The 15,490-nt window shown below is 61.5% G+C and carries 13 protein-coding genes; 9 read left to right on the top strand and 4 right to left on the bottom strand.

The features are described 5' to 3' along the window. Positions 1 to 1,504: 1,504 nt before the first annotated feature. From PPGU16_RS30785 to PPGU16_RS30775, 3 genes are all read right to left on the bottom strand, one after another. On the bottom strand, positions 1,505 to 2,167 hold the full coding sequence (locus PPGU16_RS30785) for an SGNH/GDSL hydrolase family protein (RefSeq protein ID WP_180726505.1): 663 nt from the start codon (positions 2,165 to 2,167) through the stop codon (positions 1,505 to 1,507). Between the two features lie 222 nt (positions 2,168 to 2,389). Next, positions 2,390 to 3,106, bottom strand: coding sequence for a pirin family protein (locus PPGU16_RS30780; protein WP_180726504.1), 717 nt, complete (start codon positions 3,104 to 3,106; stop codon positions 2,390 to 2,392). A gap of 72 nt (positions 3,107 to 3,178) precedes the next feature. Further along, positions 3,179 to 3,943: an SDR family NAD(P)-dependent oxidoreductase gene (locus PPGU16_RS30775; RefSeq protein WP_180726503.1), complete on the bottom strand. Its 765-nt coding sequence runs from the start codon at positions 3,941 to 3,943 to the stop codon at positions 3,179 to 3,181. 143 nt (positions 3,944 to 4,086) lie between these two features. Between PPGU16_RS30775 and PPGU16_RS30770 the strand changes: the two genes are divergently transcribed. Continuing rightward, positions 4,087 to 5,004, top strand: coding sequence for a LysR family transcriptional regulator (locus PPGU16_RS30770; RefSeq protein WP_180726502.1), 918 nt, complete (start codon positions 4,087 to 4,089; stop codon positions 5,002 to 5,004). A 202-nt stretch (positions 5,005 to 5,206) separates the two neighbouring features. Beyond that, positions 5,207 to 5,368 carry a hypothetical protein gene (locus tag PPGU16_RS30765; protein ID WP_180726501.1) on the top strand — a complete coding sequence of 54 codons (162 nt, stop codon included), beginning with the start codon at positions 5,207 to 5,209 and terminating at the stop codon, positions 5,366 to 5,368. Positions 5,369 to 5,538: 170 nt separating this feature from the next. On the opposite strand, the gene PPGU16_RS30760 is transcribed toward PPGU16_RS30765, so the two are convergent. After that, positions 5,539 to 5,748, bottom strand: coding sequence for a hypothetical protein (locus PPGU16_RS30760; protein ID WP_180726500.1), 210 nt, complete (start codon positions 5,746 to 5,748; stop codon positions 5,539 to 5,541). A 218-nt stretch (positions 5,749 to 5,966) separates the two neighbouring features. Between PPGU16_RS30760 and PPGU16_RS30755 the strand changes: the two genes are divergently transcribed. The 7 genes from PPGU16_RS30755 to PPGU16_RS30725 all read left to right on the top strand — a co-directional run bounded on the left by PPGU16_RS30755 (position 5,967) and on the right by PPGU16_RS30725 (position 15,465). After that, positions 5,967 to 7,448 carry a carbohydrate porin gene (locus PPGU16_RS30755; protein WP_180726499.1) on the top strand — a complete coding sequence of 494 codons (1,482 nt, stop codon included), beginning with the start codon at positions 5,967 to 5,969 and terminating at the stop codon, positions 7,446 to 7,448. Positions 7,449 to 7,496: 48 nt separating this feature from the next. Next, positions 7,497 to 8,687 (top strand): NHL repeat-containing protein, encoded by a 1,191-nt coding sequence (locus tag PPGU16_RS30750; RefSeq protein ID WP_243460735.1) that lies wholly within the window; start codon positions 7,497 to 7,499, stop codon positions 8,685 to 8,687. Positions 8,688 to 8,718: 31 nt separating this feature from the next. Continuing rightward, positions 8,719 to 10,011 carry an iron uptake transporter deferrochelatase/peroxidase subunit gene (efeB, locus tag PPGU16_RS30745; protein WP_180726498.1) on the top strand — a complete coding sequence of 431 codons (1,293 nt, stop codon included), beginning with the start codon at positions 8,719 to 8,721 and terminating at the stop codon, positions 10,009 to 10,011. 69 nt (positions 10,012 to 10,080) lie between these two features. Further along, complete coding sequence (locus tag PPGU16_RS30740; RefSeq protein WP_180726497.1) at positions 10,081 to 11,109, top strand: iron ABC transporter substrate-binding protein; 1,029 nt, start codon at positions 10,081 to 10,083, stop codon at positions 11,107 to 11,109. A gap of 11 nt (positions 11,110 to 11,120) precedes the next feature. Beyond that, positions 11,121 to 12,749: an ABC transporter permease gene (locus PPGU16_RS30735; RefSeq protein ID WP_434064445.1), complete on the top strand. Its 1,629-nt coding sequence runs from the start codon at positions 11,121 to 11,123 to the stop codon at positions 12,747 to 12,749. A 7-nt stretch (positions 12,750 to 12,756) separates the two neighbouring features. Then, positions 12,757 to 13,815, top strand: coding sequence for an ABC transporter ATP-binding protein (locus tag PPGU16_RS30730; protein ID WP_180726496.1), 1,059 nt, complete (start codon positions 12,757 to 12,759; stop codon positions 13,813 to 13,815). A gap of 408 nt (positions 13,816 to 14,223) precedes the next feature. After that, a complete protein-coding gene (locus tag PPGU16_RS30725; RefSeq protein ID WP_243460734.1) occupies positions 14,224 to 15,465 on the top strand; it encodes a TolC family protein in 1,242 nt (413 codons plus the stop codon). Positions 15,466 to 15,490: the final 25 nt, after the last annotated feature.

Here is a 15,490-nt window from a genome sequence, read left to right as displayed (position 1 = left end):
GTGGCGCGCGTGCTCGAAGCACTCTCCCCTGCGACGGTTTCGCCTCCGTCGCTGTAAATGGGCGCAGTATGGTTGTCTGTCATTTGTGTTGTTCTCGCTACCAAAGCACTGCCCAATGCGCGGCCGACGGTTCCAGCAACCACTCGTCGTTTTGATCGGTTCCCGTGGCCGCGGGTATACGTGGGATGGGTGTGTGCTCTTGCGCAACCCCGTTTCAGCCGGGGATGCAGGCAGTCACAGACAACTGGTGCCTGGGCCAGTCGTAGATGTGCTCGCGTCCCCTTCTTCACCCTCCCCGCGCCGAACCTTTAGCGAATTGCGGACCATGCGAGCTAAACCGGTGATTTTGTTGGCAAATTGAGCTTTACAGATTCCAATCCGGAATATGGGCGACTGAAAGGTTTCAGGTATGTAACTGAAATATTACGAGATTACCTAAGTAAGTGATGCCGAATCCCATCTGGGCCTTGCAAGACAGACCGGTAAAATCAACACACGAATTGGTTACAAGTCATTACAAAACGTTACAGACCGGCAACGCGGACCCTTTCCGGCGCGTTTGCCCAGTCGTAAAGGCGCGTGTCAATGAGAATCACTCCAGCGCAAAAGGGCGATCCGTTGCCAGGGTTTTTACTTGGAATACGACCTGAAAACGGACTTTCGGTCTGCTTGCGGATCCATGACGGCCGGTCGGAACATTCGCCGTCTGATAAGTCGATCCGACTCATTAGCGTCGTAAACGCTTTCAGCGTAGTCGAGTATGAGGTGCGGATTCTCTGTCCGTCGGTCGCGCATCTCGACACGAGAAACACGCGTTCTTCACGTCGTCAATTGTGTTTCAAACGTGAGAATCCTTCGTTCGACGCAGCATTCAAGCTGCAATCTCGCCGACGCATAGCGCGTACACGTCGCGGCGCTGGCGTTGCCGCGTGAACGAGAAAACAGAACAGCGTTGCCAGGGCGAGCCAACACTCAGAAGGCGGCGTATTCGTACATAGCGTGCAGAGTCCGGCGAGCAATGGGAGGAGCCGCTCGCGGCTCAGCGAGTGTCGCCGCCTCAGCAATCTTGTCGCCGACCCGAATAACGTTTTGCGTCGAAAGTACGCAACCTCTGATATTCACCGCGGGCGAAGCGCGAACGCGCAAGGGCGGTTCGCAGGAGAAGCTCTTCTACTCGTTCAACCGCGACGATCGCGTGCCCTCAGATCATCTGTTGCGTGGGATCGACCGGTTTTTTGATCCCGGGGATTTGCGCCATCACCTCGCGCCTTACTACAGCAACACCGCGTCCATCTCAACGAGTATCAATGCCCTGCTGGACACGCGATGCGCAGTGACTGGCGGGCATATGCAAACCCGCGTACACACATTACAAAGGCCGATCTGAAGCGGATTCTGAAGCTCCGACACTATCGACCGATCGCTGCCGCTCTACAGCCACCAGAACTGCCTGATGGTGCTCCTCCCGATGGCTCTTAAGCGAATCAGGATGCGGCATGGCTAACTAGGTTGAGCGGAATGTTTTATCGGCTCTTGCGGTCGTCTTACATATTTCATGGAGCAGATGCAGGTCAGTTAAACTTAATCTGTTTTCCGCTGAGCTATCGGAGACCGCATCAACATCGGCAAGTGAGAAAACATGAGTGCACGCCGCTAAATAAGACCCTATCACTGATGGATGGCTTCCGTCGGGCTCGTATAGGTCGATTGCAGGCCGCAGTCTGCGAAACTGATCCCATGCCAGGCCGACCGGGATAACTCCGGCTCCCGTCACTTCAGCCAAACCCTGAAACGCCGTAACGATATTGGCCTGCGACGCCGGGTTGTCCTTCCGAGCCCAGGTCATGTACAAATATGGCTTCGCCCCGGCGGCTTGAATCTCATCGACGAACCGTCGCACATATTCTTGCATGCTCTTCAATGCGCGGAGCGGTCGAGTGCTTTGGTCCTGCAACACCACCGCATTCCATTTCTGGGCAGCCAGACGCTTTTGGACTTCACCGCGGTTCCAGTGCGCCGCTAGCGATGCGCCGCCGAATGCAAGTACCTCTGCCTTCACCTGCATACCGGGAATGCTTGCCTCAAGGAGGCGGGCAACCAGCGTCGGCAGATCGTTTCTCGTTGTATAGCTGTTGCCAACAAAGAGGATTCGAAACTCGCTGCTCATCGTAGTGACGGGATATAACGACCTGTTTACCAATCGATGCGATCACCGCAACGACATACCAATGCTGCTTCGTTCCACATGGTACGCCGATCGAACGGCCGGTCACCTGTGTGGCACGAATGATAATGCCCTGAGTTGGCATCAGTCGCATCGCGCTATCGGGTAAGACGTTCGCGCCAATCCCGATACAGCGGGAATGTCGATACTGGCCAGCGAAAAGCTTCAGCCGCCCTTGCGCAAGAGCTCGACAATCACGACATCCGTGTCGTCGCGCGCCGTCAACATTAGCTGCGCTTCATCCCGGATAACTACGCCGTCGCGTGGCGCCAGGCGGACGTATCCCACGTCGAGCCGCCCATGATCCGCAACCAGATACGCCAAACCCGGCATCGGCAACACGTGCTGCACCGGAGTACCCTCGCGCAGCGTCGCAATACGCACGCGCGCATCGGCATTGATGGGCAGTGCGCCCGCGCTCACGTCGGCTGGATCGCCGCTCGCCAGCGTGATGAAGCGGCCTTCGCGCAGTTCGCGCGAACAGGCACGCGTCGCCCAGCGCGGTGTGCCGCCCGGCGTGCGCGGGCGCAACCAGATCTGGAACAGCCGCGCGGGCATGTCTTCCTCGTTGCGCTCGGCGTGATGGATCGCGGTGCCTGCACTCATCGCCTGAACGGAATCGGCGACGAGTCGCGCACAATTACCCGCGTCGTCTTCGTGCGTGATCGCGCCCGAGCGCACCCACGTGACGATCTCGGCGTCGCGATGGGCATGCAGGCCGAAACCCGAATGCGGCGCAAATACATCATCGTTCCACACATAAAGCGGGCCGAGCGGCGCATGGTCGGCGTGCCCGGTTTCGCCGAAGCGAAAATGCAGCCGTGCATCGAGCCAGTCCCGCCGGATCGCACCGAGCGACAGAAAAGGACGATGTTCGATCATGGTGAACTCCGTTCGAGCGAACCGGGCGCGGATGCGATCACCGATGACCGTACCCGCATGCCCACGCCACACTCAGATCTGCTGCTGACCGCCATCGACGAACAGTTCGATGCCGTTCACGAAGCTCGCATCGTCCGAGGCGAGGAACAGCGCCGCGCTCGCGATTTCGCCGGGTTCGCCCAGACGTCCCATCGGAATCTGCGCGGCGAGGTAATCGGCGAGACCCTGACGTTGCGCGGCGTCGTCCCCGGCCAGATCGAGCAAGCCGGGCGTGCGGGTCGCACCCGGGCTGATCGTGTTCACGCGGATCTGGCGGTCCTTGAGGTCGAGAATCCAGTTGCGCGCGAATGACCGTACCGCTGCCTTCGAAGCCGAATACACGCTGAAGGCCGCCGTGCCCGCGCTGCCCGCCGTCGAACCCGTGAGAATCACCGATGCTCGCTCGGCCAGCAGCGGCAGCGCCTTTTGCACCGTGAACAGCACGCCCTTCACATTGCGATTGAAGGTGTCGTCGAAGTGCTCTTCGGTGATGCTGCCGAACGGCAGCATCGAACCACCGCCTGCGTTGGCGAACAGCACGTCCAGACGTCCCTGTTCTTCCTTGATCTGCGCATACAGCGCGTCGAGCTCGCCGAGCCTGGTGGAATCGACGCGCACGCCGGTCGCCTTGCCGCCCGCTTCGCGGATGCCCTTCACGGCGGCATCGAGCTCGGCCTGACGGCGGCCCGTGAGGTAGACGTGCGCACCTTCAGCCGCGAAGCGCTGCGCGGTAGCGAGACCGATGCCGCTGGTTGCGCCGGTGACGAGTGCGATCTTGTTGTCGAGTTTGCGTGCCATGGTGTTGCTCCTTTTCGTTTCGTTCAGTGGATGTTGGTATTCGGTATTGCGTGCTGCGATGTGAGGAGAATATCGACGGCTCGATCTTTTCGAAATAGAATTGATTGCAACCTAACGTTGCAAAAATGAAAAGATGAGGACGAATGGCGAAGCTGCCTGATTTCGAAGGACTCGCGATGTTCGCGAAGGTCGCCGAGGAGGGATCGTTCGCGGCTGCATCACGGGCGATGGGCGTGTCGGTGGCGACTGTCTCGCGCGGCGTCGCCCGCCTGGAAGACCGGCTGGGCGCACGGCTTTTCAACCGCACGTCGCGCCAGCTGTCGCTCACCGAGTTCGGTCGGACGATCTGCGAGAAAGCCGGCGACATCTACCGGCAGGCCGAAGAGGCGGAAAGCGCAGCGCGCGAAATGTCAGTGCAGCCGCGCGGTCTGGTGCGGCTCGCCGTACCGATGTCGTTCGGGCTGCGCTGGGTCGCGCCGCTGCTGCCGGGCTTCTTTCGCGCTTATCCGGAGGTGTCGATCGATCTGCACCTGTCGGACGCGTCGGTGGATCTGGTCGCCGATGGCTTTGATGCCGCGCTGCGCATTGCTGCATTACCGGATTCGTCGCTGGTGGCGCGGCGGCTATGCGCGGTGACGCAATTCGTGGTGGCGTCGCCGGACTATCTGCGGCGCGAAGGGCGGCCTGTGCATCCGCGCGAGCTGGTGGACCGGCCGTGTCTCTCGTACGCGTATCGCGCACGTAGCGATGTGTGGCGCTTCACGAACGACGCGGGCGAGGAGGAGCCGGTGATGCCGAGCGGCCCGCTGCGCGTGACGAATTCCGATGCGCTGTTGCCCACGCTGCTCGATGGCCTGGCGATCGCCGAACTGCCCGAATTCATCGCCAGTGAATATCTGGCCGATGGCCGTCTCGAAGCGATACTGACCGACTGGTCACTGACGAAGGGCGGTCTCTACTTCGTGACGCCGTCGGCGCGTGCGCGACCCGCGAAGGTGACGGCGCTGTCCGATTACTTCGCCGCGTATCTATCCGATCCGATATGGCGATGGCCGAAATGACGCGCCTGCGTTACTCCATATTCGACGATCGTATATAGAGGCAGGAAGAGGCCATGATCCCGACCGGGCACTTGCATCGATCTTCCATCCGCAGCATGACGTCACGCTGGTCATTGCACCGCAATGGCAAAAGGGCGGGTGCGCATTGGCGTGGACTGTCACCTAGAATGTAATTGCGGCGACCGACCAGAAGGAGGATGTCGTGAGTGAAACCTTTGTGGCGTACCTGTTGGGTCCGGCCGTGATGTTAATGATCGGCGTGGTGCTGTGGCTTGCCACCCGCCATCACGGGAGCACGAAAGAGGGGCGATCAACCCGATGGCTTGATACCCATTACGTCGACCTGATGCACCATCGACATTGAGGGTTCCCTCAACGGTCATGATCTCGATCGGCGGATGGCAACGAAAAAAATCAGTTTCCTTGCATATCAATTCCAAGGTGCACTGACTGTCGGATCCGGACGGTACTCCACATGGACCGACATGTCGGTGCATGCGTGAAAACGTACCAAGCAGAGAACCCCTTCCTGGGTCACGCGAAGCAGCACGCCCCACCCGTCAGCTGCTCCATCGCGGCCATCTCAAGTTGCGCGCCCGTCGCCTTCGATCCCGGTGGCCACAGACCGCCGCCTGCAACGAGCTTCAGCTGCGGCGCAACGCCGGCGACCATGGCGTAGTGCGCCTCGATGCGTCGCGGCCGCTGCGTCTCGCTGTCCACACGCCGCTCGACACTCGGCTGCATTGTCAATCTCAAATCAACTGGTCACGGCGCCCGTAAGCAGTCCGTAATCACGCGTTCAGTTTATTGGAACCAAATGACAATCGTTCTCATTTGTATTGACGATGTGACTCCGCCTACCTAACATTGACTGATTGCGACGTCATTCGTCGGATGGTCACACGCCTCGCGCGCACCTCGACGTAGCGCGGCATATCCATAGAACAACTAAGGACTTTTCGATGAAATTCATCCGATCAATCGGATCTGGTCCGGTCATTGCGTCGCGGGCGTCGTTGCGCAAGGCGACCATCGCGGCATGGCTTGCATGCGCACCGCTCTTCGTGCAATCGGCCGCTCACGCGGAGTCCAATCCTGATGCGATACCGGAAGCCCCCGAGGCCGACCTCGGTATCCAGGCCAAGCCGACGGGACAGTGGACGGGTTTCTGGACACGCGAAACCATGCTGGGCGACATGGGCGGATTACGGCCGTGGCTCGGAAAGTACGGTGTGACCTTTCAGTTGACGGAAACGAGCGAATATCTCGCGAACCTGCGCGGTGGCCTGTCGCGCGGCGGCGCGTATGACGGTCTCACCACGGCAACCGTGCAGATGGACACGCAAAAGGCGTTCGGGCTGCCAGGCGGCTTGTTCAATATCAGTGCACTGCAGATTCACGGCCGGAATCTGAGCGCTGACCGGCTCGGCACGCTGAATACCGCCAGCGGCATCGAAGCCGAAGCGACGACGCGTCTATGGGAACTGTGGTACCAGCAGTCATTCCTCGACAAGCGCCTCGACGTCAAGATTGGTCAGCAGAGTATCGACCAGGAATTCATGACCAGCCAGTACGCGGCGACCTTCATCAACACGATGTTTGGCTGGCCTGCCCTGCCCTCGTACGACATGCCGTCGGGCGGTCCCGCCTATCCGCTGTCCGGATTGGGCGTGCGCGTGCGCGGACAGATCACGCCGTCGCTGACGGCGCTTGCCGGCGTGTACTCGGGCGACCCGCTGGGCAACAACCCCGACAACATCCATGGCACGAACTTCAATCTGCACAACGGCGCGCTGTGGATCGGCGAACTGCAGTACGCGATCAATCAGCCTGCCGACGGCGAAATGACGGGCATGGACAGCAACAAATTGCCGGGTACGTACAAGATCGGTGTCTGGTACAACACCAACCGCTTTGACGATCAGCGCTTCGACAACACCGGTTTGTCGCTCGCGAATCCGGCATCGACGGGCATTCCGCAGTCCCATCACGGCGACTACAGCATTTACGCGGTCGCCGATCAGATGGTGTGGCGCCCCAATCCCGACGAGCCGCGCAGCGTGGGCGTCTTCGCACGCGTGATGGGTGCGCCGGGCGATCGCAACCTGGTCAGCCTGTCGGCAAATCTGGGCGTGGTGCTGAAAGCACCGTTCAAGGGTCGCGACGACGACAGCGTCGGCCTCGCGGTCACCTACATCAAGGTGGGCAGCCACGTGCATGATCTCGACCTCGACAACCGTGATCTGTCGGGCGGTCCTTACGGTGTGCGCACAAGCGAAACCGCGCTGGAAGCCACCTACATCTATCAGGCGACGCCCTGGTGGCAAATACAGGCCGACGCACAGTACACGTTCAACGCCGGCGCGGGCCAGAACCCGAACGATCCGACGCAACCGCTCCGCAACACCTTCGTGGTGGGCGTGCGAACCAACATCACGTTCTGAGCGCCGATCTGGCAGAACATCTATCGACCCTATTGAAGCAATCCCATCATGACGGCAAAACACGCTGTGAGCGCAAATACGAATACAGGGAAGGCGCGGTTTTCGCGTGAGCTTGCGAGGCGCCTGCGTACGAAGGCCGCATACGTCGCGGGCACGCTGGCGCTTATCGCTACGTGCACCGCTCAGGCCGAGCCGCAAGGCTTCCTCGAAACCTTGCATCGCAATACGACGCTCATCAACACCGTGCCCGACAACGGCGATCAGAATCCTTACGCGATCGTCGTCGCGCCGGTCTCGGCGGGTTCGGTGAAACAGGGCGACGTACTGGTCGACAACTTCAACAACTCGGCCAATCTGCAAGGAACGGGCAGCACGATCGTCAACTACCATCCCGACACGAAGCAGATGACGCTATTCGCGCAGATCCCGCGCGATCTGAAAGATTGTCCCGGTGGCGTCGGTCTCTCGACTGCAATGACCATGCTCAAGTCGGGCTGGGTGATCGTCGGCAGTACACCGAGTAACGACGGCACCACGGGCACCAAAGGCGCCGGCTGCCTGGTCGTACTCGACTCGCAGGGCAAAGTGACCTCGACCATCTCCAGCCCGAACATCAACGATCCATGGGGCAACATGGCCGTCGTCGATAACGGCACGAGCGCGACGTTGTTCATCAGCATGGCGGGCTTCGGCGTCGGTGGCGCGGACGGCGAACCGCCCGTATTCAAGCAGGCGACCGTGCTGCGCCTCGATCTCGACATTGCGCAAGGCAAGCCGCCCGTCGTGAAGAAAGAAACGGTCGTGGGCAGCGGCTTCGGCGCGCAGGCCGACAAAGGCGTGTTCCTCGTCGGACCGACAGGGCTCGCGCTGTCGGCGGATCAGAAGCTGCTGTTTGTATCCGATGCCATCGGCAATCGCGTCAACGAGATCGACGAGCCGATGACGCGCGACACCAGCGCAGGCGTCGGACGGCAGCTCACGGCAGACGGTCTGCTGCATCGCCCGCTCGCGATGGTGACGGCACCCAACGGCCATCTGCTGGTGACGAATGCGCTCAACGGTCAGGTCGTCGAGATCGTCCCCGCCACGGGCAAGCAGCTCTACGCGCGCTGGATCGATACCGACAAGGCGCAGACGCCGCCCGGCAACGGTGACCTGTTCGGCATCGCGATGACGCCGGAAGGCGACGGTTTTTACTATGTCCAGGATGACGTGAACACGCTGGTGCTCGCGAAGTGAAAGCAACAGGCAAGCAGCAAGAGGCAGCATCATGACAAACGATCAGTCTCCACCGTCGCGCCCTGGCCGGCGCGGCTTTTTGAAAGCTGGCGGTGCCGCCGTCGCGGCGGGCGCCGGACTCGCTACGTCGGGCACTGCGCGTGCCGCGTTGACGCGTACTCACGCCGACGATCTGCAACGCCAGATCGAACCGTTCTACGGCGCGCATCAAGGCGGCATCGTGACACCGCAGCAGGGTCACAGCTACGTAGCCGCGTTCGATCTGAAAACCGACAAGCGCGATGAAGTGATCGCACTGTTGCGTGAATGGACGCAAGCCGCCGCGCGGATGACGCAAGGCCAGCCCGCCGGCTCCCTTGAAACAGCCGACGACAAGCCCGCCGCCGATTCCGCCGATGTACTCGGCCTCGGCGCATCGTCGCTGACCATCACGTTCGGCTTCGGCCCGGGTCTGTTCACGTCGCGCGACGGCAAGGACCGCTACGGCCTCGCGAGCAAACGCCCTGCCGCGCTCGTCGATCTGCCGCGCTTCAACGGCGATCAGCTGATCGCCGAGAAGACGGGCGGCGACCTGTACGTCCAGGCGTGCGCGAACGACGCGCAGGTCGCATTCCATGCGGTGCGGCAACTCGCGCGTATGGGATACGGTGCGATCCAGATGCGTTGGGGACAGGCAGGCTTCCTGTCGGGTCCGAAAGGCCAGACGCCGCGCAATCTGATGGGCTTCAAGGACGGCACCAACAATCCGTCGACAGCGAAGCCGCCGCTGATGAACCAGTTCGTCTGGGCCGGCGCCGCGGACGCACCGTGGATGCAAGGCGGCACCTATACGGTGGTGCGCCGCATCCGCATCACGCTCGAGCACTGGGACCAGATGGAACTCGGCTTCCAGGAACAGGTTTTCGGACGGCACAAATACAGCGGTGCGCCGATCGGACAGAAACACGAGTTCGATGCCGTCGACCTGAAGGCGGCGGACAAGGACGGCAACCCCGTCATTCCCGACAATTCGCACGTGCGCCTTTCGAATCAGGCGAACAATGCGGGCGCGCAGATCCTGCGCCGTTCATATTCGTACAACGACGGCACGAACTTCTATATCGAACGCTGGCCGCCATGGCGCCAGGAAACCGAATATGACGCGGGACTCATCTTTATCGCGCATCAGTCGGACCCGCGCACCGGCTTCATTCCGATCAATGAAAAGCTCTCGAAGTTCGACATGATGAACCAGTTCACGACGCACATAGGCAGCGCGATCTTCGCCGTGCCGCCGGGCTCGCGCGAAGGGTCGTATATCGGAGCAGGACTGTTCGAAGCATAAGTGCCGCGTGTCGGCGTCGAGCACGCTCAAGCGGCCATTCAATAACGTCAAGAAGAAGAGGTTGAATTCATGAACCGTTCCTGGTTTGGAGCAATGCGTCACGCGGCGCGTGTGACGGCCCTGTCGCTGTCGATCGCCGCTACGGGCGCGACCGGCGCGTACGCCGCATCGATAACGGTGTACAGCGCGCAACACGAGCAGGTCATGAACATGCTCGCGAAAGACTTCGAAAAGCAGACAGGCATTTCCGTGAAGGTCCGCAACGGCGAAGGCCCGGCACTGGCTGCGCAACTGGTCGCCGAAGGCACCGCATCGCCTGCCGATGTGTACTTCACCGAAAACTCGCCCGAACTGATGCTGCTCGAAGAAAAAGGTCTGCTGAGCAAGGTCGATCCCACCACCATCGGCACCATCCCCACGCGCTACAGTTCGCCGACGGGACAATGGGTCGGCGTAACCGCCCGCGAAAGCGTGCTCGCGTACAACACGACGAAGATCCAGCCCGCGCAACTGCCCGCGTCGATCTTCGATCTGGCCAAGCCCGAGTGGAAAGGCAAGATCGGCATCGCGCCCAGCGACGCAGACTTCCTGCCGCTGGTGAGCGCCGTGCTCGCATTGAAGGGCGAAGCGCAAACGCTGCAATGGCTCAAGGGTCTCAAGGCAAACGCGCAGATCTTCGACGACGACGAAGGTGTCGTGGCCGCCGTGAACCGGGGTGGCGTCGTCACGGGCGTGATCAACAACTACTACTGGGCGCGTCTTCACGCGCAACTGGGCGACAAGTCGACGCGCAGCGCCATCTATCACTACTCCAATGGCGACGTGGGCGGACTGGTGAACGTGTCGGGCGCCGCGATCATGAAGACCGCGCACAACGCCGACGGCGCGCAGCAGTTCCTGAAGTATCTGGTGAGCGAGCGTGCGCAGACGCTGATGGCAAACAGCCATGTCAGCTACGAATATCCGCTGCATGCCGGCGTCGCGCCCGATCCCTTGCTCAAGCCGTTCAACGAATTGCAGCCGCCGTCTCTCACACTCGAACAACTCGGCGACGACAGTCAGGCGGGCAGACTGCTGCGCCAGGCCGGCTTGCTGTAAAGGAACGGCAGGTGAGCGATGTGACCGACATCGGTGAAGCTGTCGCTGGCGGCCCGGCTTCCGCGGATGTCCCCGCACGCGATCGCAAACGCGCGCCCCGCGGCCTGCTGGCAGGCGCCGCCGTCAGTGCGCTGCTGGTGCTGCTGCCGCTCGCGTTCACGTTCTATCGCGCGACGACGGTCGGCTTCAGCGATGCAGCAGAACTCGTGTTCCGCCCGCTCGTCGGCGAGTTGCTCGGCAATACGCTGCTGATCACGGTCAGCGCAACGCTGGTGTCGGCTGTCGTCGGCACGGCGGCCGCGTGGTTCGTCGAACGTACGGATGTTCCCGGCCGTCGCGTGTGGGCTGTCGCGAGTGCAGCGCCCCTCGCGATGCCTGCCTTCGTCACGAGTTACGCGTGGGTATCGATCAGCCTCGATCTCCAGGACTTCACGGGCGCGCTGCTCGTCATCACGTCCTCGTATTTTCCGCTCGTGTATCTGCCGGTTGCCGCCGCGTTGCGCGGCATGGACCCTGCGCTCGAAGAAAGCGCCCGCGCACTTGGCTGCGGACGCTGGGCGACCTTCACGCGCGTCGTGTTGCCGCAATTGCGGCCTGCGCTGCTTGGCGGCATGCTGCTGGTCGCGCTCGGCGTGCTATCAGAATTCGGCGCATTCCAGATGCTGCGCTTTCGTACGTTCACCACCGAAATCTACGCGGAATACCGCACCAGCTTCGACAACAGCGGCGCTTCGCTGCTCGCGTGTCTGCTGATCCTGTTGTGTCTCGTCTGCCTCGCCTTCGAATTTCGCGTGCGTGGCAGCGCGCGCTACGAACGTGTGGATCGCGGCGCGAGGCGGGCCGCACTGCGTTATGAACTGGGCGGCTGGCGCTGGCTCGTGCTGACGGGTTTCGCCGCGCTTGCCATCGTCACGCTCGGCGTGCCGCTTGGCATGATCGGTTACTGGCTGACACAGGAAGGCGCGGCCGCTGTGACGCCTGCCGAGGTCTCGCCGGAACTGCTGTTCAATGCGATGTTATCGTCCGTCGGGTTCGGTCTCGCTGCGGCGATTCTCACCACGCTGCTGGTCCTGCCGCTCGCATTTCTGCTCGCGCGCTACCCTGCGCGGATCGCAACCGTGTTCGAGCGCACGGTGTTTCTCGCGCAAGGCGTTCCCGGCCTGGTGGTCGCGCTGGCAATCGTCTCGCTCGCCGTGCATGCGTTGCAGCCGCTTTATCAAGGCATGACGCTGCTGATCGTGGCATACGCGATCCTCTTCATGCCGCTCGCGCTCGTTAGCGTGCGGGCTGCGTTGATGCAGGCGCAGCCGCGTCTCGAAGACACGGCGCGCGCACTCGGCCTCGATGCGATGCAGACCTTCGTGCGGGTGCTCCTGCCGTTGGCCGCGCCCGGACTGGGCGCCGCGGCCACGATGGTGTTCATCTCGGTCGTGACGGAACTCAACGCGACCTTACTGCTGTCCCCCATCGATACCCATACGCTCGCCACCCAAGTCTGGTCCGACACCTCGACACTCGCCTTCGCCGCGGCAGCGCCCTATGCGGCACTCATGACAGCGATTTCGCTGTGCGCATCGGGCGTGCTGTTCGTCCTGCTGGGGCGATCGGCTCTGACCGCGCGCCCCTCTGAATCCCTTTGATCTTCCAATGAGCGAACTCCAGATCTGCGGGCTGCGCAAAGGCTTCAACGGTCAAGCCGTGTTGCACGACATCGATCTCGCTGTCCAGCCGGGGACATTGCTCGCGTTGCTCGGTCCATCGGGCGGCGGCAAGACGACATTGCTGCGGGTGTTGTGCGGATTTGATCGCGCCGACGCAGGGACGATCGAAATCGACGGCAAACGCGTCGCAGACGACAACCTGCATGTGCCCACGGAGCAACGGCGAATCGGCTACGTGCCTCAGGAAGGCGCCCTCTTCCCGCATCTGTCGGTAACAGAGAACATCGTGTTTGGGCTGCCGCGCACGCAACGACGCGCACGTCATCGTGTCGCGGAACTCCTGGACCTGGTGGGACTGTCCGATGACTACGCGCAGCGCATGCCACAACAGCTATCGGGTGGTCAGCAACAGCGTGTGGCGCTCGCGCGTGCGCTTGCTCCTTCGCCTTCGCTGGTGCTGCTGGACGAGCCCTTCTCGTCGCTCGACGCCGCGCTGCGACTCGAAACACGCGAGGCCGTTGCCGAAGCGCTCGCCGCAACCGGCGCGACGGCCGTACTGGTCACGCACGATCAGGCGGAAGCACTGTCGCTAGGACATGAAGTGGCCGTGTTGTGGGAGGGCAAACTGATCCAGCGAGCCGCGCCTCAAGTGATTTACCGGCGACCGGCGACCCGTGAACTCGCCGCATTCATCGGCGATGCAGTACTGCTGCCAGGCGTCGCGGAGAGTGGCATCGCAACGTGCCCGCTCGGAAGGCTGCGACTCGTCGCGCCTGTTCCCGATGGACGTGTCGACGTGATGATACGGCCCGAGCAGATCCATCTTCTGTCCGTGTCCGAATTGGCGGCGGACCACAGTACGGTTCAGGGCGCGCTGGTAACAGGCGTCACCTACAACGGCAGGGACGCAGATATCTGCCTTCAACTATCCAACGCCGAGGCATCCGTCATTCGCGCAAGAGTGCCGGGGCACCGATCTCCAAACGTTGGTGAGCACGTTCGGCTCAGCGTCGATAGCGACGTGATCGCCTATCCGCATCGATAAAGTGTGGCCGCTCTTGCATGTCGTCATCCGCCACGATTGATCGCACATCGCTCTACGTCTTCCGAATGTCCCCGCATTGTGGAGACCATTTCCTTAACGCGCGCTTAAGCGCGTCAAGAGCCCATCTTTAAGCGTGTCTTAAGCGCCCGCTCCGGACAATCCAGCGACTTTCGTAGGCAATCTGCACACGAGCGCCCTATTGTCCAGGAGCACGCCTTGTCCTTTCATTCTTCCATCCGCTTCGAACGCGAACACACGCGTTCACGGCTAAAGCGCCTCGCCATGCTACTGGGCGTTTGCACGCTTTCGCTCCCGGGCTGCGCGTGGTACCACAGCGATCCGCTCTCCCCAGCTTCGACAAGCACGTCAGCCACACAGATTGAACGCATCCAGATCGATACGTCGAGCATGCCGTTGCGGGAGCTCGTATCGCATCGCTTCGACCCGTCTGATGGTTTCGATATCGAAGAAGTCGCCATGCTCGCGGTAGCAAACAATCCAGCCTTGAAACTCGCAAGGGACGATCTTCATATTGCCTGCGCACAGGCCTATTCGGCGGGCCTCCTGCCTGATCCGCAACTGAGCATTTCGAGCGACTATCCGGGCCAACTCGGCACAACGCGCGCATTCAACTACGGCATCAGCATGGACGTGATGGCGATCGTCACGCGCAGCGCGAACAAACAATCGGCGGATGCCACCGTCGCCAAAACTGACCTGGGCTTGCTCTGGCAGGAATGGCAAACCGTAGCGCAAGCGAAGCAACTCTTTATCAAAACGCGCTTTCAGGAGGAGACGTTGCCGCTCTTGCAGCAGCAGCGCGACCTGACTCGCGTGCGTTACGAACGGATGGCCGAGGCGCGACGCGACGGCAACCTGACGGAGGACGCCACGACTGCTGCCCTCACTGCCTACTCGGATGCAAACCGTCAGTACACAGATGCGCAACGTGCTGCACAGCAGACGCATCATGATCTGAATGCACTGCTCGGACTCGCGCAGGACGTGCAACTTCCGTTGACGGGCGAAGACAGCGACGTCGCGATCAAGGACGAATCGATCGACGAAGCTCTGCGGGCCCTGCCCGAACGCCGCCCGGATTTGCTCGCGCTTAAGGCGGGCTACGAGGCGCAGGAACAGAAATATCGCGCAGCGATCATGAGCCAGTTCCCGAGCCTGTCTGTCGGATTCGTTCGCGCGCGTGACACTTCCAACATCTACACCAGCGGATTCCAGATCAACCTGAGCCTGCCGATCTTCAACCGCAACCAGGGCAATGTAGCAATCGAGCGCGCGACGAGGCAGCGACTGCGCGACGAGTATCAGGATCGACTCAACACAGCCTACGCGGACATCGCGCAGTTACGCGCCGACACCGCAGTTCTCTCCCACCAGTTGCAAACCACCAGGCAGGCGCTTCCGGATGTGGACAGTGCCGCACGACACGCTGCCGACGCTTACATGCAACACAACCTCGCGCTCGGCACATATGTTGACGCGCAAAGCGCAGCAGTGAGCAAACGTCTTGACGCTGCGACGCTGCGCGAATCGCTTGCCGAACAGCGTGTCGGCTTACAGGCGCTGCTTGGCAGCACGATCCCCGACGCCTTCTCATCCGATCGAACCTTGACTGAAGCCCATGCGAAATAACCGCACGCCTTTATTCCGACATACT

Origin of the sequence: Paraburkholderia largidicola (assembly GCF_013426895.1) — a bacterium.
Taxonomy (GTDB): Bacteria; Pseudomonadota; Gammaproteobacteria; order Burkholderiales; family Burkholderiaceae; genus Paraburkholderia; species Paraburkholderia largidicola.
Note: the sequence above shows the minus strand (reverse complement) of the source record. Positions and strands in the feature narration are given on the sequence as shown.